General features: G+C 67.5%; 25 protein-coding genes and 1 riboswitch. Of the genes, 20 read left to right on the plus strand and 5 right to left on the minus strand.

The window, feature by feature from the left end; all coding sequences use genetic code 11:
• Positions 1 to 178 precede the first annotated feature (178 nt).
• The 7 genes from ACIBK4_RS01090 (at position 179) to ACIBK4_RS01120 (ending at position 6827) form a co-directional block, all read left to right on the plus strand.
• On the plus strand, positions 179 to 697 hold the full coding sequence (locus ACIBK4_RS01090) for an Lrp/AsnC family transcriptional regulator (RefSeq protein ID WP_033282630.1): 519 nt from the start codon (positions 179 to 181) through the stop codon (positions 695 to 697).
• Positions 682 to 2061, plus strand: a complete 1380-nt coding sequence (locus ACIBK4_RS01095) for an aspartate aminotransferase family protein (protein WP_366434037.1) — start codon at positions 682 to 684, stop codon at positions 2059 to 2061. Before ACIBK4_RS01090 ends, ACIBK4_RS01095 begins: the two co-directional genes overlap by 16 nt.
• 210 nt (positions 2062 to 2271) lie before the next feature.
• Positions 2272 to 3012 carry an ABC transporter ATP-binding protein gene (locus ACIBK4_RS01100; protein ID WP_033282632.1) on the plus strand — a complete coding sequence of 247 codons (741 nt, stop codon included), beginning with the start codon at positions 2272 to 2274 and terminating at the stop codon, positions 3010 to 3012.
• Positions 2994 to 4364, plus strand: coding sequence for a hypothetical protein (locus ACIBK4_RS01105; protein ID WP_398990939.1), 1371 nt, complete (start codon positions 2994 to 2996; stop codon positions 4362 to 4364). The genes ACIBK4_RS01100 and ACIBK4_RS01105 overlap by 19 nt, the downstream gene beginning before the upstream one ends.
• A 64-nt stretch (positions 4365 to 4428) precedes the next feature.
• Positions 4429 to 4836, plus strand: a complete 408-nt coding sequence (locus tag ACIBK4_RS01110; protein WP_398990941.1) for a VOC family protein — start codon at positions 4429 to 4431, stop codon at positions 4834 to 4836.
• A gap of 25 nt (positions 4837 to 4861) precedes the next feature.
• On the plus strand, positions 4862 to 5983 hold the full coding sequence (locus ACIBK4_RS01115; protein ID WP_398990943.1) for an LOG family protein: 1122 nt from the start codon (positions 4862 to 4864) through the stop codon (positions 5981 to 5983).
• A gap of 160 nt (positions 5984 to 6143) precedes the next feature.
• The gene (locus ACIBK4_RS01120; protein ID WP_398990945.1) at positions 6144 to 6827 is read left to right on the plus strand and encodes an LAETG motif-containing sortase-dependent surface protein; all 684 of its coding nucleotides are present in this window, start codon (positions 6144 to 6146) and stop codon (positions 6825 to 6827) included.
• A 92-nt stretch (positions 6828 to 6919) separates the two neighbouring features.
• On the opposite strand, the gene ACIBK4_RS01125 is transcribed toward ACIBK4_RS01120, so the two are convergent.
• From ACIBK4_RS01125 to rlmN, 4 genes are all read right to left on the minus strand, one after another.
• Positions 6920 to 7981: an ABC transporter ATP-binding protein gene (locus ACIBK4_RS01125; RefSeq protein WP_398992892.1), complete on the minus strand. Its 1062-nt coding sequence runs from the start codon at positions 7979 to 7981 to the stop codon at positions 6920 to 6922.
• 24 nt (positions 7982 to 8005) lie between these two features.
• Positions 8006 to 9607, minus strand: coding sequence for an ABC transporter permease (locus tag ACIBK4_RS01130; protein WP_398990947.1), 1602 nt, complete (start codon positions 9605 to 9607; stop codon positions 8006 to 8008).
• A 77-nt stretch (positions 9608 to 9684) separates the two neighbouring features.
• Positions 9685 to 10764: a thiamine ABC transporter substrate binding subunit gene (locus ACIBK4_RS01135; RefSeq protein ID WP_398990949.1), complete on the minus strand. Its 1080-nt coding sequence runs from the start codon at positions 10762 to 10764 to the stop codon at positions 9685 to 9687.
• Positions 10761 to 10867, minus strand: a riboswitch (TPP riboswitch). (Overlaps the previous gene by 4 nt.)
• A gap of 31 nt (positions 10868 to 10898) precedes the next feature.
• Positions 10899 to 12005 carry a 23S rRNA (adenine(2503)-C(2))-methyltransferase RlmN gene (gene rlmN / locus ACIBK4_RS01140; protein ID WP_398990951.1) on the minus strand — a complete coding sequence of 369 codons (1107 nt, stop codon included), beginning with the start codon at positions 12003 to 12005 and terminating at the stop codon, positions 10899 to 10901.
• Between the two features lie 414 nt (positions 12006 to 12419).
• Here rlmN and ACIBK4_RS01145 point away from each other — a divergent pair, with 414 nt between their 5' ends.
• The 4 genes from ACIBK4_RS01145 to ACIBK4_RS01160 all read left to right on the plus strand — a co-directional run bounded on the left by ACIBK4_RS01145 (position 12420) and on the right by ACIBK4_RS01160 (position 15686).
• Complete coding sequence (locus tag ACIBK4_RS01145; RefSeq protein ID WP_398990953.1) at positions 12420 to 12602, plus strand: hypothetical protein; 183 nt, start codon at positions 12420 to 12422, stop codon at positions 12600 to 12602.
• Entirely contained in the window at positions 12599 to 13618 is a 1020-nt protein-coding gene (locus tag ACIBK4_RS01150) for an LPO_1073/Vpar_1526 family protein (protein WP_398990955.1), read from the plus strand. The genes ACIBK4_RS01145 and ACIBK4_RS01150 overlap by 4 nt, the downstream gene beginning before the upstream one ends.
• Positions 13619 to 13648: 30 nt before the next feature.
• The gene (locus ACIBK4_RS01155) at positions 13649 to 14707 is read left to right on the plus strand and encodes an LPO_1073/Vpar_1526 family protein (protein ID WP_398990957.1); all 1059 of its coding nucleotides are present in this window, start codon (positions 13649 to 13651) and stop codon (positions 14705 to 14707) included.
• A 190-nt stretch (positions 14708 to 14897) separates the two neighbouring features.
• Positions 14898 to 15686 (plus strand): NUDIX domain-containing protein, encoded by a 789-nt coding sequence (locus ACIBK4_RS01160; protein WP_398990959.1) that lies wholly within the window; start codon positions 14898 to 14900, stop codon positions 15684 to 15686.
• Here ACIBK4_RS01160 and ACIBK4_RS01165 read toward each other — a convergent pair.
• Positions 15670 to 16707 carry an XRE family transcriptional regulator gene (locus ACIBK4_RS01165; protein ID WP_398990961.1) on the minus strand — a complete coding sequence of 346 codons (1038 nt, stop codon included), beginning with the start codon at positions 16705 to 16707 and terminating at the stop codon, positions 15670 to 15672. The two genes, ACIBK4_RS01160 and ACIBK4_RS01165, sit on opposite strands and share 17 nt — an antisense overlap.
• A 615-nt stretch (positions 16708 to 17322) precedes the next feature.
• Here ACIBK4_RS01165 and ACIBK4_RS01170 point away from each other — a divergent pair.
• The 9 genes from ACIBK4_RS01170 to ACIBK4_RS01210 all read left to right on the plus strand — a co-directional run bounded on the left by ACIBK4_RS01170 (position 17323) and on the right by ACIBK4_RS01210 (position 23531).
• Positions 17323 to 17775, plus strand: coding sequence for a hypothetical protein (locus tag ACIBK4_RS01170; RefSeq protein ID WP_398990963.1), 453 nt, complete (start codon positions 17323 to 17325; stop codon positions 17773 to 17775).
• Between the two features lie 192 nt (positions 17776 to 17967).
• Positions 17968 to 18234, plus strand: coding sequence for a DUF6284 family protein (locus tag ACIBK4_RS01175; protein ID WP_398990965.1), 267 nt, complete (start codon positions 17968 to 17970; stop codon positions 18232 to 18234).
• Positions 18231 to 18677, plus strand: coding sequence for a Pycsar system effector family protein (locus ACIBK4_RS01180; protein ID WP_398990967.1), 447 nt, complete (start codon positions 18231 to 18233; stop codon positions 18675 to 18677). The genes ACIBK4_RS01175 and ACIBK4_RS01180 overlap by 4 nt, the downstream gene beginning before the upstream one ends.
• Positions 18674 to 19606, plus strand: a complete 933-nt coding sequence (locus tag ACIBK4_RS01185) for a DUF2637 domain-containing protein (RefSeq protein ID WP_398990969.1) — start codon at positions 18674 to 18676, stop codon at positions 19604 to 19606. Before ACIBK4_RS01180 ends, ACIBK4_RS01185 begins: the two co-directional genes overlap by 4 nt.
• Positions 19606 to 20001, plus strand: a complete 396-nt coding sequence (locus tag ACIBK4_RS01190; protein ID WP_398990971.1) for an RRQRL motif-containing zinc-binding protein — start codon at positions 19606 to 19608, stop codon at positions 19999 to 20001. Before ACIBK4_RS01185 ends, ACIBK4_RS01190 begins: the two co-directional genes overlap by 1 nt.
• Positions 20002 to 20003: 2 nt before the next feature.
• Complete coding sequence (locus tag ACIBK4_RS01195) at positions 20004 to 20321, plus strand: hypothetical protein (RefSeq protein ID WP_398990973.1); 318 nt, start codon at positions 20004 to 20006, stop codon at positions 20319 to 20321.
• A 2-nt stretch (positions 20322 to 20323) separates the two neighbouring features.
• Positions 20324 to 20623, plus strand: a complete 300-nt coding sequence (locus tag ACIBK4_RS01200; protein WP_398990975.1) for a hypothetical protein — start codon at positions 20324 to 20326, stop codon at positions 20621 to 20623.
• Positions 20624 to 20729: 106 nt separating this feature from the next.
• Entirely contained in the window at positions 20730 to 22850 is a 2121-nt protein-coding gene (locus ACIBK4_RS01205; RefSeq protein ID WP_398990977.1) for an FtsK/SpoIIIE domain-containing protein, read from the plus strand.
• 204 nt (positions 22851 to 23054) lie between these two features.
• The gene (locus ACIBK4_RS01210; protein WP_398990979.1) at positions 23055 to 23531 is read left to right on the plus strand and encodes a hypothetical protein; all 477 of its coding nucleotides are present in this window, start codon (positions 23055 to 23057) and stop codon (positions 23529 to 23531) included.
• Positions 23532 to 23593: the final 62 nt, after the last annotated feature.

A 23593-nucleotide genomic window follows, 5' to 3' on the forward strand; every position in this document is an offset into this window, starting at 1 on the left:
GTGGGTGCTCTGACTGTTCTGGGAGTTCTGAGTGTGTCCATTCACTGAGACACCCACCCTAATCGCCCGGCCCACGTTTTCAACACCCCCGATCGCGCCAAGGCTACGAAATCCGCAAGTCTCGACCACGTAAACAACGAATTTCATCGAAGCGGCCTTGCGGAACGGTCGAGACGTCGTGCACAGTGAAGCCGTGGCCAGTCGCAGCGCAGAACAGAGGGACTCCCGCGAGTCCAGGAACGGCAGCACTCCTCACCTGGACGCCGTCTCCCTCGCCATCATCGAGCAGCTCCAGGAGGACGGCCGCCGGCCGTACGCCGCGATCGGCAAGGCCGTCGGCCTGTCCGAGGCGGCCGTGCGCCAGCGCGTCCAGAAGCTGCTCGACCAGGGCGTCATGCAGATCGTCGCCGTCACGGACCCGCTCACCGTGGGCTTCCGCAGACAGGCGATGGTCGGGGTGAACGTCGAAGGTGACGTGGAGAACGTCGCCGACGCGCTGACGGCCATGCCGGAAGTGGAGTACGTGGTGATGACCGCGGGCTCGTACGACCTCCTCGCCGAGATCGTCTGCGAGGACGACGACCACCTGCTGGACGTCATCAACAAACGCATCCGGGCTCTTCCCGGCGTGCGCTCCACCGAGAGCTTCGTTTATCTGAAGCTCAAGAAGCAGACCTACATGTGGGGAACCCGATAACCGTGAGCAAGGACCTCAGCCGCACCGCGTACGACCACCTGTGGATGCACTTCACCCGCATGTCCTCGTACGAGAACGCGCCCGTTCCCACGATCGTCCGTGGCGAGGGCACCTACATCTACGACGACAAGGGCAAGCGCTACCTCGACGGTCTCGCGGGTCTGTTCGTGGTCCAGGCCGGTCACGGCCGCGCCGAGCTGGCCGAGACCGCCGCCAAGCAGGCGCAGGAGCTGGCGTTCTTCCCCATCTGGTCGTACGCCCACCCGAAGGCCGTAGAACTGGCGGAGCGTCTCGCCCACTACGCGCCGGGCGACCTGAACAAGGTCTTCTTCACCACCGGCGGCGGCGAGGCCGTCGAGACCGCCTGGAAGCTCGCCAAGCAGTACTTCAAGCTCCAGGGCAAGCCCACCAAGTACAAGGTCATCTCCCGCGCGGTCGCTTACCACGGCACCCCGCAGGGCGCCCTGTCCATCACCGGACTCCCGGCGCTGAAGGCCCCGTTCGAGCCGCTCGTCCCGGGCGCGCACAAGGTGCCGAACACCAACATCTACCGCGCCCCGCTCTTCGGCGACGACCCGGAGGCCTTCGGCCGCTGGGCCGCCGACCAGATCGAGCAGCAGATCCTCTTCGAGGGCCCGGAGACGGTCGCCGCGGTCTTCCTGGAGCCCGTGCAGAACGCCGGCGGCTGCTTCCCGCCCCCGCCCGGCTACTTCCAGCGGGTCCGCGAGATCTGCGACCAGTACGACGTACTCCTGGTCTCCGACGAGGTCATCTGCGCGTTCGGCCGCCTCGGCACGATGTTCGCCTGCGACAAGTTCGACTACGTGCCGGACATGATCACCTGCGCCAAGGGCATGACCTCGGGCTACTCCCCGATCGGCGCGTGCATCATCTCCGACCGCCTGGCCGAGCCGTTCTACAAGGGCGACAACACCTTCCTGCACGGCTACACCTTCGGCGGCCACCCGGTCTCCGCGGCGGTCGGCCTCGCCAACCTCGACATCTTCGAGCGCGAGGGCCTCAACCAGCACGTCCTCGACAACGAGGCCAACTTCCTCCAGACGCTCCAGAAGCTGCACGACCTCCCGATCGTCGGCGACGTCCGCGGCAACGGCTTCTTCTACGGCATCGAGCTCGTCAAGGACAAGGCCACCAAGGAGACCTTCACGGACGAGGAGTCGGAGCGCGTGCTCTACGGCTTCGTCTCCAAGAAGCTCTTCGAGTACGGCCTCTACTGCCGCGCCGACGACCGCGGTGACCCGGTCATCCAGCTGTCGCCGCCGCTGATCTCCGACCAGTCGACCTTCGACGAGATCGAGGGCATCGTCCGCCAGGTGCTGACCGAGGCCTGGACGAAGCTCTAGCCTCCGGCGAGGCTCCAGCCTCCGGCAGTTCAGCGGTTTATACGGCCCGGGGTGCACCCGTACGAGTGAGAAGGGTGCACCCCGGGCCGTGTGCTGTCCGGGGTCACGGCCCCAACCTCCTTAGCGTGCCTGGTAACCGATCGGCCCCGTCCTCGTTCCCCCGCAAGGGGGACGCGGTACGGAAAACGGATCAGAACGAGGTGTACGCGCATGGTGGCCCCGCCGGACAACGACGTGCTCTGGGCACGTGCCCTGCACTTCCAGCACCACGACGGCACGCCCGCGCTCGGCGGCGTCTCGCTCGGTGTCCGCGAGGGCGAGATCCTCGCCGTCACGGGCCCGCGCGGCAGCGGCAAGACGACCCTGCTGCGCTGTCTCTCCGGCCTGGAGCGCCCGGGTCGCGGCGAGGTCTGGTTCAACAGCGTGCCCGTGCACACCATGGGCCCGCTCACCCGGGAACGGCTGCGCCGCGACCGCTTCGGCTGGATCGACCCGGCCCCCGTGCTCGTCCCGGAGCTGAACGTCTGGGAGAACGCGGCCCTCCCCCTGATGCTGCGCGGCACCAGCCGTCGGCGCGCCAAGACCGCCGCCCTGGAGTGGCTGGACCGCCTCGACATCGGCGACCACGCCCGCAAGCGCCCGCACGAGCTGCGCCAGGCGGAACGCCAGCGCGTCTCGATCGCCCGCGCGCTGGCCCCGGCGCCCACGGTCCTGTTCGCCGACGAACCGACGGCCCCGCTGCACCGCGCGGACCGCGCCCAGGTCCTGCGCACGCTCACGACGGCCGCCCGCTCGCACGGCATCACGGTCGTCCTCGCGACCCACGAGGCGGAGACCGCGGCCCTCGCGGACCGCACGGTGTCGCTGCTCGACGGACGCCGTGTGAACACGGTTCACCTCCCCCCGGTCGCCGAGTCGGAAGGCCGGGCCGCGTGCTCGCTCTCCGTCTGACCCGCGGCTCGCACCCCGCCGTTCAACTGCGCCGTCTGCTGGTCGCGGTGGCCTCGGCGGGCACGGGCTTCCTCCTCCTCTGCACCCTCGGCTACGCGATGAGCCACCCCGACTCCGCCGCCGCGGCGGCCCTCCGCCTCGCCTGGTGCGCGACCCCGCTGGCCGCCACCGTGTACTTCGCCGTAGCCGTCGCCCGCACCGACCCGGCGACGAAACCCCGCCCCGGCCTCTCCGCGATCGGCCTCGGCCCGGGCCGCCTGATGGCGATCTCGGCAACGACGACCGCGTTGGCCTGCACCCTCGGCTCCATGCTCGCCCTGCTCTTCTTCCTCCACCTCCGCGGCGACCTCACGGGCATGCCCTTCGACGGAGCGGCAGCGGAGTTCCTCGCCTCGGACACCCCCCTCCCCCTCCCCGCCGCCCTCACCCTCCTCGCCATCGTCCCCGTGACCGCCTCCGTCGCGGTGGCCTTCACCCTCCGCCCGAAGGACACCTCACCAAAGAGCACCCCGAGGTCCTACGGCCGCTTCGGCGCCTACGGCAAGTCGGGCACCCGCGAGACCTTCGGCGCGTACGGCAGATTCGGCGCCCACCTGCGAACAGGCAGCCGTACGGCGGCAGTTGACGACTCGTCCACCCCGGCGCCCGAACCGGCACCGCACGCCGAGCCCGCGGCCGACGCCGAACCGACCGCCACCGTCACGGGCCCCGTCGACCTCGACCCCACCCGCCCCCCGGCCCCGCGCGAGGTCCCCAAGGGCCTCCCCTGGGGCGTGGCCGTCCTCGCCGCCGGTCTCGCCGTAGAGGCGTACGCGAACCGGACGGCGGACACCGACGGGCTGTCGATGCCCGGCGGTCACGCGGGCGGCCCCGCGGGCGTGCTGGCCGGCTGGGTGCTGACCGCGGTCGGTCTCGCCCTGGCGGGCCCCGGCCTCACCCATCTGTGTGGACGGCTCCTCCAGGCCGTGCGCCCGGGCGCCCTCCGGCTCCTCGCGGGCCGGGTCCTCATGGAGGAGGCGACCCGCATCGGCCGCCCGCTGGGCGTGGTCTGCGCGGTGGCGTCGGGCGCGTACGCGATGACCGCGCTCTACGACACGGACGCGGCCGTCGGCCCGCTGACCACCCTCGGCACGCTGCTGGTGGCCGGCTGCACGGTGGCGACCCTGCTCACCGCCGCCGTCGAGGCCCGGCAGGCCCGCGCCGACACCACGGCCGCGCTGGTACGGCTCGGCGCCCCGGCCACCGTGCTGCGCAGCGCGGCAGCTCTGCGCGCGGGTGCGCTGCTCGCGCTGTTCGTGCCGCTGACCGTCGTGATCGCCGAACTCGCGGCGCTTCCGCTCGCCCACCGATGAGTTTTTCGCGGAGTGCCGGTCTACCCACCGAACAGCACGCACGCCCGATGGGAGAGGCCCCGACATGTACCAGCAGATGATCTTCGTGAACCTGGCCGTGAACGACGCCACCGCGTCGAAGAAGTTCTTCACCGAGCTGGGTTTCTCGATCAACCCCCAGTTCAGCACCGACGACACCACCTGTGTCGTGATCAGCGAGACGATCATCGCGATGCTCCTGGAGAAGAAGCGCTACAGCGACTTCACCAAGAAGGAGATCGCCGACTCGGCCAAGACCAGCGAGGTGCTGCTGTGTCTGAGCGCCGAGAGCCGCGAGAAGGTCGACGAGCTGATCAACAAGGCGGTCGCGGCGGGCGGCACCGCCAACGACGACGTCCAGGACCAGGGTTTCATGTACGGCCGCTCCTTCGAGGACCTCGACAACCACTCCTGGGAAATCGTGTGGATGGACCCGGCGGCCGTCCAGGGCTGAGCGGTCGGGTGCCTAGCATGGGCGCGTGCAGACGAGCCCGGCCCATGCGGCCCACCACGACGAACGCGAGATCGAGACGGTCGAGGACTTCGACGCGACCGTCTCGTCCCGCGGCACCCTCGCCGGACACCGCGTCCAGGGCGTCGATCTGACGGACCGTACGCGGGAGTTGCTCACCACGGACACCTCGGGCGCCGTCTTCCTCGGCTGCCCGATGCGCGACGAGGCGGCCGCGAAGGTCCGCGCCGACGGCGCCCTGGTCTTCCCGCCCATCCCGCATCTCCCGTTCAACCCCTACCGCGGCCATCTCTACACGCCGGACGAGCTGTTCACCTCGCTCGACAAGGGCTACGAGCAGACGCCGGACGCGCTCGCGTACACCTGGTTCCAGCGGACCAAGGCCGACGGCGACATATACGCGTCGATGCTGCGCGCCGTCCACGACGACTCCATCTCCGACGCCCTCGACGAACTCCTGCGCGGCGCACGGGTGGTGGGCGTCATGGGCGGCCACGCGATGGCCCGCGGCACGGAGGCCTACGGCGGTGCCGCGCGCCTGGGCCGCGAGCTGAGCCGCGCCGGCTTCACGGTGGCGACCGGCGGCGGCCCCGGTGCGATGGAGGCGGCGAACCTGGGCGCGTACGCGGCGCCGTACGAGGACGACATGCTGGAGGAGGCGTGCCAACTCCTCGCCGGATCACCGTCGTTCAGCCCCTCGATCACGAATTGGGCCCAGGGCGCCTTCGAGGTCCGCACCCGCTGGCCGAAGGGCAACCACTCGATCGGCATCCCGACGTGGTTCTACGGCCATGAGCCGCCGAACGCGTTCGCGTCGCACATCGCCAAGTACTTCGCCAACGCCACCCGCGAGGACGGGTTGTTGGCCCGCTCGAACGCGGGCGTGGTGTTTCTGCCGGGCGCGGCCGGCACCGTACAGGAGATCTTCGACAACGCGACGCCGAACTACTACGAGTCGCGCGGCGAGCCCACGCCGATGGTGCTCGTGAACCGGGAGCACTGGACGGAGCGGCTGCCGACCTGGCCGCTGCTGCGTGCACTTGCCCGGGAACGGCCAATGGAGGCCCGTATCGCCCTCGTTGACCGGATCGAGGAGGCTCCGGAGGCGCTGAAACGCCTTACTGATTAAAGTGCGGGTAAAGGCAACTGCTGTACACCGCATATGCATTGACACTGCTTACGCAGCACTTATAGACCAGTGAGACGCCTGGGGGCAGTGGTGCCTCACCTCATTGCCGCTCCATCTCCCCCTAAACCCCCCGCAGTTGCACATCCCGTGAAGGGCAAACGTGTCCATATCTCGACGTTCCGTACGCATCCTCGGTGTCGCGTCCGCTTCGGCCGCGCTCGCGCTCGGATTCGCGGGCAACGCGCTCGCTTGCAACATCAGCGAGTTCTCCGCCACAGCCACGTGTGACGGAGCCAACGGTGTCATCACCGTCACCGACAAGGACGCCTCGGCCACCGAGGCGACCATCACGGTGTTCCTGGAGAACAACGGTTCCGACGCCAAGCAGATCGGCGAGGCGCAGACCGTCAAGGGCTCGGCCCAGGGCGAAACCGTCTCCTTCACCGAGAACTGGGAAGCGAACGCCACGTACCGCATCCACGTCAAGGCGGGCAACCAGGTCGACAAGGACATCACGCCGAACCTGACCACCCCGTCCAAGGCCTGCGAGACGGAGTCGCCCAGCCCGACCCCGAGCGAGTCCTCTCCGGCCCCCTCGGACTCCGCCACGCCCCCGGCCGAGTCCGACACCCCGACCCCGTCGGCCACGGAGAGCAGCAGCACCGCTCCCGCGACGACGACCGACAACGCGCCGTCCCCGGCGGCCGGTTCCTCGAACCTCGCCGAGACCGGTGCCAACTCCAACACCGGCATGATCGCCGGTATCGCGGGCGCCCTCGTCGTCGTGGGCGGCGGAGCCGTCTACTTCGGCATGCGCCGTCGCGGTGCGAGCAACGGCAGCTGATCAACAGCCGCTGAACGACCCGCTGTTGTGGCCCGTCCGGTTCGTGGGGACGGGCCACACACATGTCCGGTGCACGGGCACACCCGTGCGCGCTAGCCGCCGAGTACGACGATCTCGGCCGCGTCGAACTCCACCCCGACCGCGCTCCCGACCTCCGGCGCCTCCCGCAGCGCACAGGCCGCCTCCAGACGCGGCGCACCCTCCGGCTGGAGCTGTACGGCGACATGGGTGCCCTTGAAGGTGCGGGCGGCGACCGTGCAGCGCAGGCCCTCGTCGGCCGCCAACAGCCGTACGCCGGCGGGGCGTACGAGGAGCGGGTGGGTGCCCTGCGGGGCGTTCTCGGGGACCGGGACCTTGCCCCAGGGGGTGTCTGCGGCCTCTCCTACGACCGTGGCCTCGACCACGTTGTCGAAGCCGAGGAAGCGGGCCACGAACTCGTCGGCGGGGTGCTGCCAGACCTCAAGCGGCGTACCGGACTGGGCGATTCGGCCGTCCCGCATCACCACCACCCGGTCGGCCAGTGCGAACGCCTCGCCCTGGTCGTGCGTGACCGCGAGCACGGTCGTGCCCAACGTGCCGAAGAGTTCCCGGAGTTCGACGACCAGCCGTTCCCGCAGCGACCGGTCGAGCTGGCCGAGCGGTTCGTCGAGCATGAGGAGACGAGGGCGGGGCGCCAACGCCCGTGCCAGCGCCACCCGTTGCTGCTCACCGCCGGACAGCCCGGCGACGGCACGGTGGGCCGCTCCCGGCAGGCCTACAAGGTCCAGCAACTCGCCCACCCGGGCGTCCTGTTGCTTCTTCGACGCCCCGTGCATGCGCAACCCGAAGGCGACATTGCCGGCCACGTCCCGCTGTGGGAACAGCTGATGGTCCTGGAACATCAGACCCACACCGCGCTTGTGCGCGGGCACGCCCGACTGGTCCCGGTCGTCGAGCAACACCCGCCCGGAGTCCAGGGGTTGAAGCCCGGCGACCGCCCGCAGCAGCGTCGACTTGCCGCTGCCGCTGGGGCCGAGGACACACACGATCTCGTGCTCGACGACCCCGAGGTCGACGGCGTCCAGCACCGGGCGCCCGCCGAACCGTACGGTCGCGCCCTCAAGGCTGAGCAGCGGCCTGTTCTGCGGCACGCTCGGCGAAAGATCCAGCGGCATGTCCGGTGTCAGGTTCGACGGCATCTAGAACTCCCCCGTCCGGTCGGTGCGCAGCCGCTCAAGGACCAGGAGGGCCACCGCGCACACCACCATCAGAATCGTCGAAAGGGCCATCGCCTGGCCGTAGTTGAGATCACCGGGCCGGGACAGCAGCCGGGCCACCGCGACCGGCAGGGTCGGGTTGTCGGGCCGCGCGATGAACACCGTCGCCCCGAACTCCCCCAGCGACACCGCGAACGCGAACCCGGCGGCGATCAGCAACGCCCGCCGTACGAGCGGCAGATCGACCTCGCGCCACACCCGCCAGGGCGACGCCCCGAGCACGGCCGCAGCCTCCCGCAGCCGCCCGTCCACCGCCCGCAGTACGGGCAACATCGTCCGTACGACGAAGGGCACGCCGACCAGCGCCTGCGCGAGCGGCACCAGGATCCATGAACTCCGCAGATCCACCGGGGGTTTGTCGAGCGAGATCAGGAACCCGAAGCCGACCGTCACCGCCGACACCCCGAGCGGCAGCATCAGCAGCGCGTCGAAACCCCGCACCAGCCGCCCGGCATCGCGCCGGGTCAGGGCAGCGGCTGCGAGTCCGCCGATCACCACGGCGATGGCGGTGGCGGCGACGGCGTACTCCAGCGAGTTGCCGATCGCGGCGATCGGCGGGACGAGGAAGGTGCCGCCGTCGTCGTGGGTCAGCGCGCGGTAGTACCCGAAGTCCGGTGTGTCCAGCGAGCGTTGGACCAGCACGGCGAGCGGCAGCAGAAGCAGTACGGCGATGGACGCGACGACTCCGGCCAGCAGGGTCCACTGGCCGGCCCCGCGCGGGCGCCGTGCGGTCACCGCCGGGTCCACGAGCCGTAGGACGCTCTCCCGTCGCCGTACCGTCCAGGCGTGGACGGCGAGGATCGCGCCGACCGCGACGAACTGGACGATCGTCAGGACGGCCGCCGTGGACAGGTCGAAGACCTCCGAAGTCTGGCGGTAGATCTCGACTTCGAGGGTCGAGAAAGTCGGGCCGCCGAGGATCTGGACCACGCCGAAGGACGTGAAGGTGAAGAGGAAGACCATCAGCGCGGCGGCGGCCACGGCGGGCCCGAGCGCGGGCAGCGTCACCTTCCGCCAGGCCCGGAGCCGGGAGGCGCCCAGCATCCGCGCGGCCTCCTCCTGACGCGGGTCGAGCTGGGCCCAGAGGCCGCCCACCGTCCGTACGACGACCGCGTAGTTGAAGAAGACGTGCGCGAGCAGGATGGCCCACACGGTGGTGTCCAGCCGTACGCCCCACAGGTCGTCGAGGAGTCCGCCCCGGCCGACGAGCGCGAGGAACGCCGTACCGACGACGACCGTCGGCAGCACGAAGGGGACGGTGACGACGGCCCGCAGGACATGTCTCCCCGGGAAGTCGAAGCGCGCGAAGACGTATGCGCCGGGGAGCGCGATCAGCAGCGTGAGCGCGGTGGACGCGAGCGCCTGCCAGGTGGTGAACCAGAGCACGTGCCGGATGTCGGACTGGACCAACACGTCCCCGATACGGCCCAGTTGCCAGGCGCCGTCGACCTTGAGGCCGCGCGCGACGATCGCGGCGACGGGGTAGGCGAAGAACACCGCGAAGAACGCGACGGGCAGGGCCATGAGCCCGAGCCGCGTCGCGCCGCCCCTGTTCTTGAGGGACTTTCGCGGGGCCGCCTCCGCTACTTCAGCCGCTTCGGCTACTTCAGTACGAGCGAGGTCCACGACTTGACCCACTGGTCCCGGTCGGCGGCGATCTTCGCGGGCGCCATGGTCTCGGGGTCCGGGGCCTGGCGGCCGTACTGCACGAACTCCTGCGGTACCTGGGCGCCTTGGATCACCGGGTAGACGAACATGTTGAGCGGCATGTCCTGCTGGAACTCCTTGGTCAGCAGGAAGTCCAGGAACGCCTTGCCGCCCTTGGTGTTCCGCGCGTTGCTGAGCAGCCCCGCGTACTCGGTCTGCCGGAAGCAGGTGCCGTACGACACCCCGGTGGGCGCGGTGGTCGGCTTCGGGTCGGCGTAGATGACCTCGGCGGGCGGCGAGGAGGCGTAGGAGACGACGAGGGGCCGGTCGCCGCCCGCCTTCTTGCCGCCGGCGGAACCGGAGAACTCCTGGTCGTAGGCCTGCTCCCAGCCGTCGACGACCTTGACGCCGTTGGCCTTGAGCTTCTTCCAGTACGCCTGCCAACCGTCGTCGCCGTACTGCGCCGCACTGCCGAGCAGGAACCCGAGGCCGGGCGAGGAGGTGGCCGCGTTCTCGGTGACGAGGAGGTTCTTGTACTCGGGCTTGACCAGGTCCGCGAAGGAGGTCGGCGGGGTCAGCTTGTGCTTGCTGAAGTAGGCCTTGTCGTAATTGACGCAGATGTCGCCGGTGTCGATGGGCGTGACCCGGTGCTTGGTCTGGTCGACGCGGTACGCGGGCTTGACGGTGGCGGAGCCCTTCGCGTCGTAGGACTGGAAGAGGCCGTTGTCGAGGGCGCGGGAGAGCAGGGTGTTGTCGACGCCGAAGAAGACGTCGCCCTGGGGGTTGTCCTTGGTGAGGATCGCCTTGTTGACGGCCTGGCCGGCGTCGCCGTCCTTGAGGACCTTGACCGTGTAGCCGGACTGCTTCTCGAAGTCCTTGAGGACTTTCTTCGACACGGCCCACGAGTCGTGGCTGACGAGGGTGACCGTCTTGTCGGATCCGGAGCCGCTGCTTCCGTCCGACCCCGACCCGCACGCGGAGAGTGCGAGCAGGCCGAGGCCGACGAGCACAGCACAGTACTTCTTGGTGTTCACGGTGATGACCGAACTTCCTACCCAGAATGACCTGGGCGAGGTTCAGAGGGTCTGCGGCCCGATTGCCGCACTCTCAGCGCTTCGCGCTCCCCTGTCGGATATGAAGGTGTACGTACAGGTGGTACAGGTGAAGATTACCGCTCGGTGGCCGCGAGCTGGCCACACGCTCCGTCGATCTCCTGGCCACGGGTGTCCCGGACGGTGACCGGCACCCCGTGGGCCGCGATGGCCTCGACGAACGCCTTCTCGTCCTCGGGACGGGAGGCGGTCCACTTCGAGCCCGGCGTCGGGTTCAGCGGGATGAGGTTGACGTGCACGGGCTTGCCCTTGAGGAGCCTGCCGAGCCGGTCACCGCGCCACGCCTGGTCGTTGATGTCGCGGATCAGCGCGTACTCGATGGACAGCCGGCGCCCGGACTTCGCCGCGTACTCCCAGCCCGCGTCGAGGACCTCGCGCACCTTCCACCGGGTGTTCACGGGGACCAGGGTGTCGCGCAGCTCGTCGTCCGGCGCGTGCAGCGAGATCGCGAGGCGGCACTTGAAGCCCTCGTCCGCGAAGCGGTGGATCGCCGGGACCAGTCCGACCGTCGAGACGGTGATCCCGCGCTGCGAGAGGGCGAGGCCGTCCGGCTCGGGGTCGGTGAGGGCGCGGATGGACTGGACGACCCGCTTGTAGTTGGCGAGGGGCTCGCCCATACCCATGAAGACGATGTTGGAGAGCCGCGCGGGACCGCCGGGGATCTCGCCGTCCCGCAACGCCCGCATGCCGTCGACGATCTGGTGCACGATCTCGCCGGTCGACAGATTCCGGTCCAGGCCGGCCTGTCCGGTCGCGCAGAACGGGCAGTTCATCCCGCACCCCGCCTGAGAGCTGATGCACATGGTGACCCGGTCCGGGTACCGCATCAGCACGGACTCGACGAGCGTCCCGTCGAACAGCCGCCACAGCGTCTTGCGGGTGGTGTCCTGGTCGGTCGACAGATGCCGTACGACGGTCATCAGCTCAGGAAGCAGCGCCTCCTGCAGCTTGGCGCGCGAACCGGCGGGGATGTCGGTCCACTCCGCCGGGTCGTGCGCGAGCCGCGCGAAGTAGTGCTGCGAGAGCTGCTTGGCGCGAAACGGCTTCTCCCCGACCGCGGCGACGGCTTCCTTGCGCTCGGCGGGCGTGAGGTCGGCGAGGTGCCGCGGCGGCTTCTGGGCTCCGCGCGGGGCGACGAATGTGAGTTCTCCGGGCTTAGGCATGGCTGTACCAGTGTCGCAGATCGAATCGTGTGACCTGGGGCCCTAGCCATGCGCTGTGGTCGTCGTTGGTCGTCTCTGTCCGTCATTGGTTCCCCTTGGACGGCCCACACACGGCCCAGCTCGATAGACGTTCACGCAGGCCAGCGCGCCAACGAGAGTGCTGCGACAGAAGCTGGCACCGCACCCGCCGCGACCAGTGGAGGAGTAGCCCCTCTCTCGTTCGAGCTTTCCTGTTGTTGCGCAGAAGTGACGCGACCCCGGAGCGACCTCACACGATCGACGCCGACGATCAACTACATGGGCCCCGACACGCTGCTCCCAAGTTCGAAAGCCGACCGATCTGACATTCAGCGGGAAACGGGTGCACAAATCAGAGATAGGCACTAACCTGCTTCCAACTCTGGAGGAGGCAAGGTGAGCGTGCTCGCATGGGCGTTCGGCGGAGTCGGCGGTGCAATCGTCGTTGCAGCAGTCGGCTGGTTCTTTTTTGATCGAAGAAGCGACTCAGCTAAGCAGAGTCAACGAAGTGGGAAAAACTCCACCAACATCCAAGCAGGCCGTGACCTGAACGTCCGAGACATTAACAAGAACCCGTGAAACAGACACAGCGATCCGGCGATAACTCTACGAACTATCAAGCGGAGGTCATTAACACTGGCGTCTCCTATCGTGACGCAAAAGAAATCGCCATTGACGTCTTCAATGAGAACATCACCAAGTTTGCCCAGACCGCGCACGATACCGCACTAGAGCGAGCAATTGAGTTCACGGAAAATCTACTAGGAGACATTCCCCCAGAGTCACTGGACGCCCTAAGAAAACCCGACGTTCAGCGAGCCCTTTTTTTAGCACAGCAAGAATTCGCCTGTTCGGGTGAAGAATACCTCGGAACCGTGCTTCTCAGCCTCATGAAGGAAAGGCTAGCCAGCCAGCAACGAGACATTCGACAGCTAGCCTTGACCGAAGCCTTGAAGACGGCCCCAAAACTGGCAGACAAGCATCTAGCTGCTCTCGGAGTCGCACTGCTTCTAGCTCGAACTCGCCTCGGTGCACATTCAGTATCGGAGTTGCACGAAAAATTCAAAACGACCCTCGTCCCCCTATCGCAGGGACTCACACTTAGCGATGCCGATATTGCTTACATGGAGTACACTGGATGCCTCTCTATTCAAATCGGAAAGAGCAGCATTGCTCAAATTTTAATCAACACGTATATGGGGCTTTTCACTACCGGATTCACAAAAGATCAGGTTCCCGCAGACGTAATTGATTCCGTTGAGCCGATCCTGCGCCCATGCATCCGCGATGCAAGCAAGCTACAGGTTGATGCCATTTTGCCAAAACTAGCCGTAGAAACGCTCGAAGGTCGTGGCGTAAAGGCCAATCCCAGCAGCTTGGATAGCCTGATGAGAATTGGTCTGATGAGTGACGATGAGATCAGGAATGAGTTTTCATCTATCCATCCCGCCCTAAGCGAGCTGGCTACTCTTTGGGAGAGTACAAAACTCGCTAACTGCCAGCTCACCACCATTGGAATGACTCTCGGGCACACGAACGCAAAGCGAATTATCGGGGATGAAGTCGGCGGAGAACTTAATGTCTGGGTTCACTGAAAAAATCTCGCGAGCCGTCTAGGAGAAGGAATGAAGTGGCGTACTCAGAAGCAGACCTCGGGGGACAACAGTAAAAATCTGAATGTCGGTAGGGATGCTTATTTTGGCTTGAGCTATCAGGACGTCAAAGTGGTTGCCAAAGATGCAGCCATGGAGGTATTCCGGGACAGTTTCACCAAGTTGACTCACGATGCACTTTCCGTAGCCGTAAATCGCGCCGAGGAGCTGACCGAGAACTTCCTCAGCGAACTGCGGGACAGGCAGCCTGAAGGGTTCAAGAACCTGGGCGACCCTGGCGTACAGTCGGCGATATTTGACGCCCAGGCAACCTATGCGAAAACAGGGGACGCGAAACTAGCAGATATGTTGGTTGGCATACTTGTAGATCGCGTGGTATCCGATACCAGAGACGTCACTCAGCTTTCCCTTGAAACAGCTCTACGGGCTGCGCAGAGTATCTCTGGAGTGCAAGTTTCCCTCCTGACATGTAACTTCCTTGTTCAACGTGTAGCTTTCGCTGATGTCGAGACCGTGGAAGACGCTTCTCGAAAGCTGATCGAGGCGCTCGAACCATTCCAAGAAGACCTTCTAAAAGCTAGCCCTTTGGACCCAGACTACCTGGTAGGCGTGGGTTGTCTAATTTCCGCTTCCGGGAGCCTCCCTCCGGAACACTTTTTGGGAATGAACTACCCCGGATTGTTTTCTGAAGGCTTCACTCTTCAGGATTTCCCGGACGGTCGTGAATTGATAGAGACAACGCTGGTTAGGCCACACGCCGAGAAAATCGGGCGCTATAATTTGCGAGTTGTTTCTAAAGCTGACCTTGAAATACTGATCCAGAGGGAACATCTAGAACATCTTAGCCAAATCGCTGATCGAATCTTGACCACCACAATCCAACAGGATCGTTTGATCCTTAGGAAAGTGCTGCAAGTCGAGCCATCATTGGCACCATTCTTCGACACATGGGGAAAACTGGGGATGTCGTCATATTTGAATACCCCAACTGCCATCGTTATCGCTCACGCCAATACAAGGCGGATCGCTGGCGAGAACTTCAAGACGCCTCTTAGTCATTGGATTCCGTAGCAGTAACTGGTCCAAATCAACGAGCATTGCCCGGCCATCTTCGTCAAGCGCATTTCTAAACCGACACCGCGCGTGCCGTAAGAGCTAACGCAGCGGCTCAAGGCCAACGAATCCTTCCGCGTCTGGAGGATTCGCGTTCCAGGCCCGCTACGCTGGTACGCACCACTTCAGAACGGAGAGTGCTCTGCGGATGGGCCCGAAGACGACCAAGGTCTACGAGACGCTTCGCGCACGACTTGCCGCCGGCGAGTACGCCCCCGGCGGAAAGTTCCCTTCGGAACGCATGCTGGTGGAAGAACTCGGCATCGGCCGTACCGCACTGCGTCAGGTGATGGCACGACTTGTATCCGAGGGCGCCCTGGAAGTTCGAGGACGGAGTTCGTACCGGGTGCCTGGCGCCGTAAGTGTGAAGACGCCCGACGGGCCGGAACCTTGGCTCATCCACGGCGAGCGAGACGTCTACGACAACCCATGGGTCAAACTCCAGGTCTGGGACGTGGAACCACCCGGAGTGGAACGCTTCGAACATCACGTCGTGAAGCTGCACCACGTGGCAATCACTGCGGTTCTGGACGATCATGATCGCGTCCTGATGATGTGGCGCTACCGCTTCGTTCCGCAGCAGTGGGGTTGGGAACTCCCCGGCGGGATCGTCGACGAGGGGGAAGAACCGGCGGACACGGCGCTGCGAGAGGTCGTGGAAGAGACGGGGTGGCGCCCAAAATCCGTGGAACACGTCGTCACCTATCAGCCCATGGTCGGCATGGTCGACTCGCCTCACGAGATCTATATCGGGCACGGTGCTGACCAAGTCGGCTCCCCCACCGATCTGGAAGAAGCCGGGCATATCGAATGGGTGCCGTTGGCAGACATTCCGGGTCTGATGGCTCGTGGTGAACTGATGGGTTCCGGGACCCTCGTTGCCCTACTCCACATCCTTGCGAGCCGGCGCAAGCAGGGGGTCACAACCTCGCGCTGAGAAGGTCGACACGGCGGCGCTGCCGTACCGAACCGGTGCGGCTCGCCAGCAGTCGCGCCTGCCTCAGGTGAGTGTGCGCGTCGTCGTACTCGGCTCGCGCCAAGTGAGCCTGTACGAGGTCGGCATGCAGTCCTGCTTGTGCCCGGACAAAGGTCGGGTCCATCACGTCCAGCGCGTCATACAAGCTGGTCACCGCGTCACCGTCGCCAAGCAGGGCAAGCACGTTGCCGTGCCAACGGGCCAGATGAGCACCATTCAGGAAGATGCTCAGCATGTCCGGGTCCCGGTCCTCAGAACCCGGCGGAATCGTAGCCATGGCCACTTCAAGGGCCCGCCGGCAGTCGTCGGGCATGTCCGCGTGAGCACACAGCTCCGCTTCAGCCGCGCTCAGCCACGCCCGAAGACGGGGTGATCCAGCCTGGCCAAGGATGCGTTGGGCGTCGCGGACCAGGTCGACACCGAGCGCTGGCCTCCCTGCCTCGCACAGCACATACGCCTGCTCTGCCATCGCGTGCGCGAGGTACATCGGGGCCTCAGCGTCGCGAGCGGCCCGCTTCGCGAGTTCGTAGTGTCGCCAGGCCCTTTCGACTGCTCCTGAGTCGATCGCCTGCCATGCCGCGAGCGTTGACGCACCTGCGAGCGCGAGTGCGACGGGCCGCCGGGCATTCGGGAGGACCGCGAAGTTCAGCGCGTCTTCGAGGGCACCGAGGTGCCCTGTCATCTGGTCCACAAGACTGGACGCGCCCAACTGTCGGTCCATGGTGCGCAGTAGCTCGGTCTGCGTCTCAAACGCCTTCACCATGGACTGGCTGACGCTACTGGCCGAATCGATCCTGCTCAGCAGTTCTTCGTACCCGTCGGCTACCAACGGGGGAACCGCGAGCGGACCACCCCTCAGCTCTGCATCCGTGACGCCCATGAGCTGTCGCAACATAGCGGCGTAGCGATCCGAGATCTTGCGCTTGCCGTTCTCCCACTCGGACACGTACACCCGCAAACTCGCGGTCTGCGGAACGTCCATGACGTGCTGCCGGGCGTACTGCTCGATCTCGCGAACCAGTCGCTCCTGAGACCAGCCTCGCGCCTTTCGCGCGCTCCGCAGTCCTGTACTCACAACCACCGTCCGGCGATAGGTCCATTCACTGACCTTCCCAGCATGCCTCACATCACCGCAGGTCAACAGGGGTTAACAGGACGGGAGTTAAGGCCTGTTGGCTACCGGTCACCCCTCCCAAACGGGTCTTCTAGAGATGCACCGAGGCGAGCAATCGCCGCTCGAACAGACGAAGACCCTTGACCCTGGTGCGCACCAGATGGTTACCTACTGGTGCGCACCAGATGACGGAGTCGCCTCCGATTCGCGGTGTGCAAAGGGCCCCGAGAGGGGTCATGAGGCCCCGCTTCGGCGGGGGCGAGGGACCCGGACCCCTTGGCAGTCCGGAGGGCTTAGACCGAAAGGTCACGTCTCCATACGCCTGAACCGGGAGCCCGTGTTCCCGAAGGAGACATTCGCATCACCTCACCTCGTCGCCGCGATCGTTGCGGCGGCCGGTTGCCTCCCCTGCCCGTCCGGCTCTTCGCCGTACGGGCGGGGTGGCAGGGAGCCGGAACACCCCTTCGCCCTTTGGGAGTTCGCATGATCGCAACGCTTGTCGCCGTACTGGGCACGCTCGCCGGGACCATCGTCGCCGGCCTGATGCAGCACCTGACCAGCACCCGCACGGCAGAGAAGGCCGCGACTGAGCGGCGCCGGGAAGCACTGGCCACGGCGGTCCCGTCCCTGCTCGCCGCGCTGGTCCGGCACCGCGAACAGCAGTACCTGAAGATCGTCGCCCGGCGCGAGGAACGGGCCGACACCCCCGAGTCGCGGCAGGCCCGCTACGAGGCCCGGTCGGCGGTCACCAGCGCCATGGACACGCTGCACATGGCGACGTCGGAGCGTGGGCTTCTCGCGACAGCTCAGGAAGCCGTGGATGCCGCGATGGCCCTGGGGGACGTCCCGACGTCCGAGGTTGACGCGGCAGGCCTGCGGGCCCGCCAGGCACACACCGCGCTGCGCGAGGCGGGCGCCCGTCACGTCTACGCCTGACCCCCTGCACCACCGCCCCGGCATCCATGCCGCGAGGGCGCGGGATCGAATCCCGCCCGGGGCACTCCGGCCGCTGTTCAGCGGTCACGCCGCGCGTCTCGCGGCTCTTTCCCCCCAACGGCGAGCGGCTCCCGGGATGCACCCCGGGAGCCGCGTTCGGGCCGTTCCACCTTCGAGAGGAACCACGACCCAATGGACCACATCGTTACTGTTCAGCACGCTGTTACCGCGTTCGCCGAATGGCTTGAGCCCACCGACGCGGAACTGGACGCGATCGACGCCGAGATGCCGCTGATTCTGGCGGACGTCGACCTGTTGGACGCGCAGATCATCGCCCTGGACCACCCGACGAACGAGGTGGACCAGACCCGTATCCGGCGCGCCCGGCGCCGGGTCCTGACGGTCCGTCGCGAGCTGGTCAACCGCACCGCCGACGGCATGCCGGGGGTGGGCGCATGAGCGCCCCCGAGCAGAACCTGACCGCTGCGCACGCCGAGGTGAAGGCGGAGATCGCGCGGACTGACAACAAGACCGCCCTGTTGCTGGCGTTCGTCGGCGCGGTCCTCGCCGGTGCCTGGACCATCGCCAGTTCCCTCCCACTCACCCCGTCCGCCGTGGTGGTCGGTGCGCTCGGCATGGGGCTGCTGATCGGGGCAGCGGGGCTGCTGCTGCGCTCGGTACGCCCCAACCTGAGCGGTCGGCACGGCTTCCCGCTGTGGGCCACCCTCACCCCCGAGGAGATCGCCGACGCGGTGTCCGGTGACCTTGCTGCCGACATCGCGGGTCTGTCCCGCCTGGCGGTCGCCAAGTTCACCTGCCTGCGCCGCGCGGTCGACCTGACCCAGGCCGGCGGCGGCCTGCTCGTTCTCGCCCTGCTGATCGCGGCGGGAGGTGCGTGGTGAGCCTCAACCGCAAGGGGCGCGCCGCCCTCGTCTTCGCGCTGGTCGCGGTGGTCGCCATGGCGTTCCGGGTGTCGTGGAACGCGTTGCGGGACATCGCGAACGCGATCGGCGCGGACCACACCGCCGCGACCCTGTACCCGTTCGTGGTCGACGGCCTGATGGCCCTGGCCCTGGTCGCCACCCTCGTACTCGCCGGCAACGACCGGAAGTTCGCGCTGCGGGTACTGGGCACCTACACGGGCGCCTCCCTGGTCCTCAACTACGTCCACGGCCTCGTTCCCGCGCTGCACGGCGCAACGGTCGACTGGGGACGCCTCGCCGACTGGGACCCCGCCAACTGGGCGCTGGTGCTGCTGGCCACGTCGCTTCCGGTCGGGTCGATCTACTTCGGTTCCGATCTCGTCGCGAAGGTCCTGCACCACCAGCCCGCCCCGACCACGGCCCCGATTCCCGCCCCGCTCGCGAATGTGGAGGAATCCACCGAGACCACAAGGAAACGGTCTACGGCTGACCTGCCCGAATCGACCCCGGAACCGATCACCCCGCCCGCCGTGGTGAACCTGGTCCGGATGCCCGATCCGGTGCCGGTCGGGTTCCTGAAGTCGACTCTCCCGCTCAAGCCCGTACCCGCCATCGGATCGACCCCACTCACGCCGATCGGGTCGACTCCCCAGCGCACGGTGGCAGCCACGTCGGTCCGTCCGCGTGCGGCGACCGGTCGGGTTCCCACCGTGGCGCGCTCACCCCAACCCAGGCGTACCGAAGTCGAGTTGCTCGATGCGGCCCGCACGGCGACTGCCAACCTGCCGGACGCGAAGGTGACCGCAGAGGGCATCCGCCGCGCGATCCACACCTCACCGGCCAACGCCCGCAAGCTGCGCGACACCCTTCTCGCCGAGCGCGCCGGTACCACTGTTGGGACGCCGTGATGTCCGCCGCCTACGGCAAGTGCTTCGACCCGACCGGCGCCCGCTATGGCATCCCCACCTTCCCCTGGAAGTACGCCCCCAGTGACGAGCAGTACGCCACGCGCCGCCAGTTGAGGGCGCGGGGGCTGCGTCCGGGGGGTCAGCCGGTCGCGGCGCAGGTCATGCGCATCAACCGCCGCTCCGGCACGGTCCGCGTCGCCTACCTCTACCTCATCGACCTGGCCAAGCCTGTACGGCCCATGACGTCGCGGAAGTGGGGCGCCCTCGCGCTGGCCATGCTCGCCCGTCAGACGTGCCCGATCTGCAAGGTCACCTACAGCTACTGCATGCCGCGCTCCCTCGGCTGCTGCGTGCTATGCGCCTACCCCAACACCCCTACTCCACAAGGGAGTTGAGCGTGTCAAAGTCCGAGATCCGCCGCCTGGACCGCGAGATCCAGAAAACCCAGAAGAAGCTGGAAGCGGTGCAGCGCGGCGAGTGGTGGCCGTTGACCGCCCGTGAGCGTCTCTCCATGACGCGGGCGCTGGCCAGTGGTGCCCACAGCGTCCACAAGGGGCGCAGCACGGGCGGTGCCGAGAGCCGGATGGAGTCGATCGACTCCTCCATCACGGGCCGGCTGAACGCCGAACTGACCGCCCTGCACGGCGAGAAGCTGCGGCTCATCACGGAGGCCGCCCGCGCCAAGGCCGAGAAGAAGGCGTCGGGGTGGTGGTGAGCGTGGACCAGCAGCGTTGCCCTGCCGCCCACCCGCAGGACCCCACCCCCTGCACCGGCCCGCCCGCCGTGACCGTGCTGGACACGGTGGGCGGCGCGGACGGCTGCGAGCACCACGGCGCCCGCATCCTCGCCTCCCTGGACGGGGGCCGCGTCCACCCCCTGCCCGACGCCCCGGCCGGCGCCCCCATCCGCGTGTTCAAGGCCGCCGACACGATCCGCCCCTTCTGCTGGTTCGACGGCCCCCGTAGTGAGCCGTCCCAGCTCAGCCGTGCCGAGAACCGCACCCGCAACCACCGCTGAACCTCGCACGACCGCCGGGGTGTCCGCCTCTTTCCACGGACACGGCCACCCCGGCGCCCTTCCTTCAACTCCCGCCCCCATCAGGACAGTCAGGAGCACCTCCAGCATGTCTGAGAACGTCGTACGTCTCGTCAAGACCCCGCTCACCGGTGCTGAGCCGGACGTGAGCCCCACGGTGCTGACCGTGGTCCCCGACGCCCCGCCGGCGCCCCTGGTCCCCCTGTGGGTGCGTTCGGGGCGGGCCGTGAAGACTGCGGTCACCCACGAGAACACCAAGGCCGCCGCCCGCGCGGTCGCCCGGCACAGCCTCTACACGTTCAACGGCGGGCGGATCGTGGCCCGCCGCACGTGGGACGGCAAGACCGGGGCCCGCTACGAGCGCATGATCCGCGCGGCGGAAGCCGCGGGGAACCTGGAGTTGGCGGAGGAGTGGGAGGAGCGGTTGCAGCGCTTCCGTCAGGCACGTCACCACCGCCGCATGGACCTCTTGCACTCTCCGGTGGAGGCCGCCAAGGGCGTCGGGGTCGGAGCCGCCATGAGCGTCGGGGTGCTGGTCGCGCTCGGGGTTGTGCTGGCCATCAACAACCACGACATCCGCGACGTGATCACACCGTTGAAGGCGACGATCGAGTTCATCGCGACCCTGATCCGGATCGTTCAGGTCGTCTGGCCCACCGCTGTGATCCTCGGTCCGCTGTTCGCGCTGCTCGGTCTGTGGGCGGTCGGCAGCAAGCAGCAGGCCGCACCCCAGTGGGCGCTTCCCGCCAACGTCCGCAACGGGGAGGGTGAGCCGATCACCCCCTCGATCGTCGTCAAGGCCCTGCGCGACCTGGGAGTTGCCGCGCTGCGCAACGCCATCAAGGACATGGGCGACGCCGGCGCGTCCATGCTCGGTCCGATCCGGATCGCCGGATGCGGCGTGGAAGTCGATGTCACCCTGCCCTCGGGGGTGTCGACGAACGAGGTTCAGCAGCGGCGCCGGAAGCTCGCGGAGAACCTGTCCCGGCATGAGCACGAGGTGTTCATCACGATCCCGGAGGCGGCCCGCACGGTCCGCCTGTGGGTCGCCGATTCCGGGGCGCTCGATGAGCCGATCGGGCCGTCTCCGCTGGTCACCGACGAGACGATGACCGCCGACTACACCAAGGGCAAGGCCCCTTGGGGGCAGGACCTGCGCGGGGACGCCGCAGCGCTGAGCGTGTATCAGCGCCACCTGCTGATCACCGGGTTGTCGAACCAGGGCAAGACCGTCGCCCTGCGCTCCCTGGCCCTGTGGCTGGCGCTGGACAAGTCGGTGCAGTTCCTCATGGGCGACCTCAAGGGCGTCGGAGACTGGGCCATGTTCGACGGCCTGGCCACCACCCTGATCCAGGGGCCGACCGACGAACACGTCATCCAGGTCACGGAGATGGTCGAAGGCGCGGTCGACGAGATGAACCGCCGGCTGATGGCCGCACCCGGCACCGTCTTCCCCGCCCTGATCGTGCTGGTCGACGAAGCGCAGGTCGCGTTCATGTGCCCGCTCAAGGACGAAGACGGCCGCTTCTACGGCGGATCCAAGGCCACCTCCCGCTACTTCATGGCCGTCCGCAAGATCCACAACCAGGGCCGTGCCGTCAACGTGCTGATGTGGCAGGGCACCCAGGACCCCACCGACCAGAACCTCCCCAAGCTCGTCCGCGAAGGCGCCCACACCCGCGCCTCCCTCGCGCTGGGCACGGAGTCGCAGGCGCGGATGGCGCTCGGGGACAAGGCCGTTGACGGCGGCGCCGCACCCAACCTGCTGCGTCCGGGCCTGGACCAGGGAACCCTGGTCGTCGCGTCCTCCGGGATCGACATTCCGAAGGGGCAGTCGTCGATCACGGTGCGCACGCACTACGTCGATGACGATGCGGCCGTGGCCATCATCGAGCGCGCGAAGGCCCTGCGCGACGGGGTCACCACGCTGACCGTGATCGAGCGGGGCGAGGACCGCGACCCGCTCGCGGACATCCTCGGAGTGATGGGCGACGCGCCCCGGCTGCTCACGCTCGACATCCTCAAGCGCCTCGCCGTGCTCAACGAGGACGCCTACGGCGACTGGACGTTCGGCGACCTCAAGCGCGTGCTGGAGACCGAGGGCGAGGAGCCCAAGAAGTCCAACGGGCGCATGGTCGTCCACCGCGATCACGTCCAGCGCGCCCTCACCAACCGCGATGGCGAGGGTTCCGCTTCCGTCTCCGGATGACAGGGAGGCACACCCTCCCGGCGCAGGGAGGCGGGGCAGAGTCCCCGCCTCCCTCCCTGACCCCGCATCCCTGCGTTGATCAGCGGAAACATCGTTTCGGGGAGACGGGGAGGCACCCCAGGTCAGCCCCCTGAAACCCCCTCCACACGCCCCCGGCAAGGGGGCGCCCCCGCCTCCCCGACCCATGCTCGGAAGGGATTCCGCATGCACCCCGAGACCACCCCCGACCAGACCCGAACCGACGTCGCCATGACCGACGCGGAAGCCGCAAGCGAGGCCCGCCGGATCATCGCCGATGCCTACCGGCCCACCGCATACCGCGACGACACCCCCGTCCCCGTCCGGGGGGACACCCCGCCCGTCGCGCAGCCGGGGCGGCCCCCGATGAGCCAGGGCGCCACCGACGCGAGCGTCCTCATGCTCGCCGGCGCCACCGCCACCACCATGGTCGGCGGCACGGCGGCGGTGCTCATGTACGTCTCCCAGTACGCCAACCCGCTCGTCTGCGCGCTCGTCTTCGGGGCCCCCACCGCCCTGGTCCTCGCGCTCGCCCGGCTCCTCAAGGGCGCCAAACCCGCACCCGACGTCCACCACCACTACGACGGCCCGGTCTACCAGGATCAGCGCAACATCCACACCCGGACCGCCGGTGTGTGGGCCAGGACCGACAACCAGCAGTGACGCCAAGGGCGACCCCCCATTCCGCCAAGAAGTCGGGGTCGCCCTTGTCCAGCCAGTCACCC

Source organism: Streptomyces sp. NPDC050528 (genome assembly GCF_044457795.1).
In the GTDB taxonomy this organism is placed as follows: domain Bacteria; phylum Actinomycetota; class Actinomycetes; order Streptomycetales; family Streptomycetaceae; genus Streptomyces.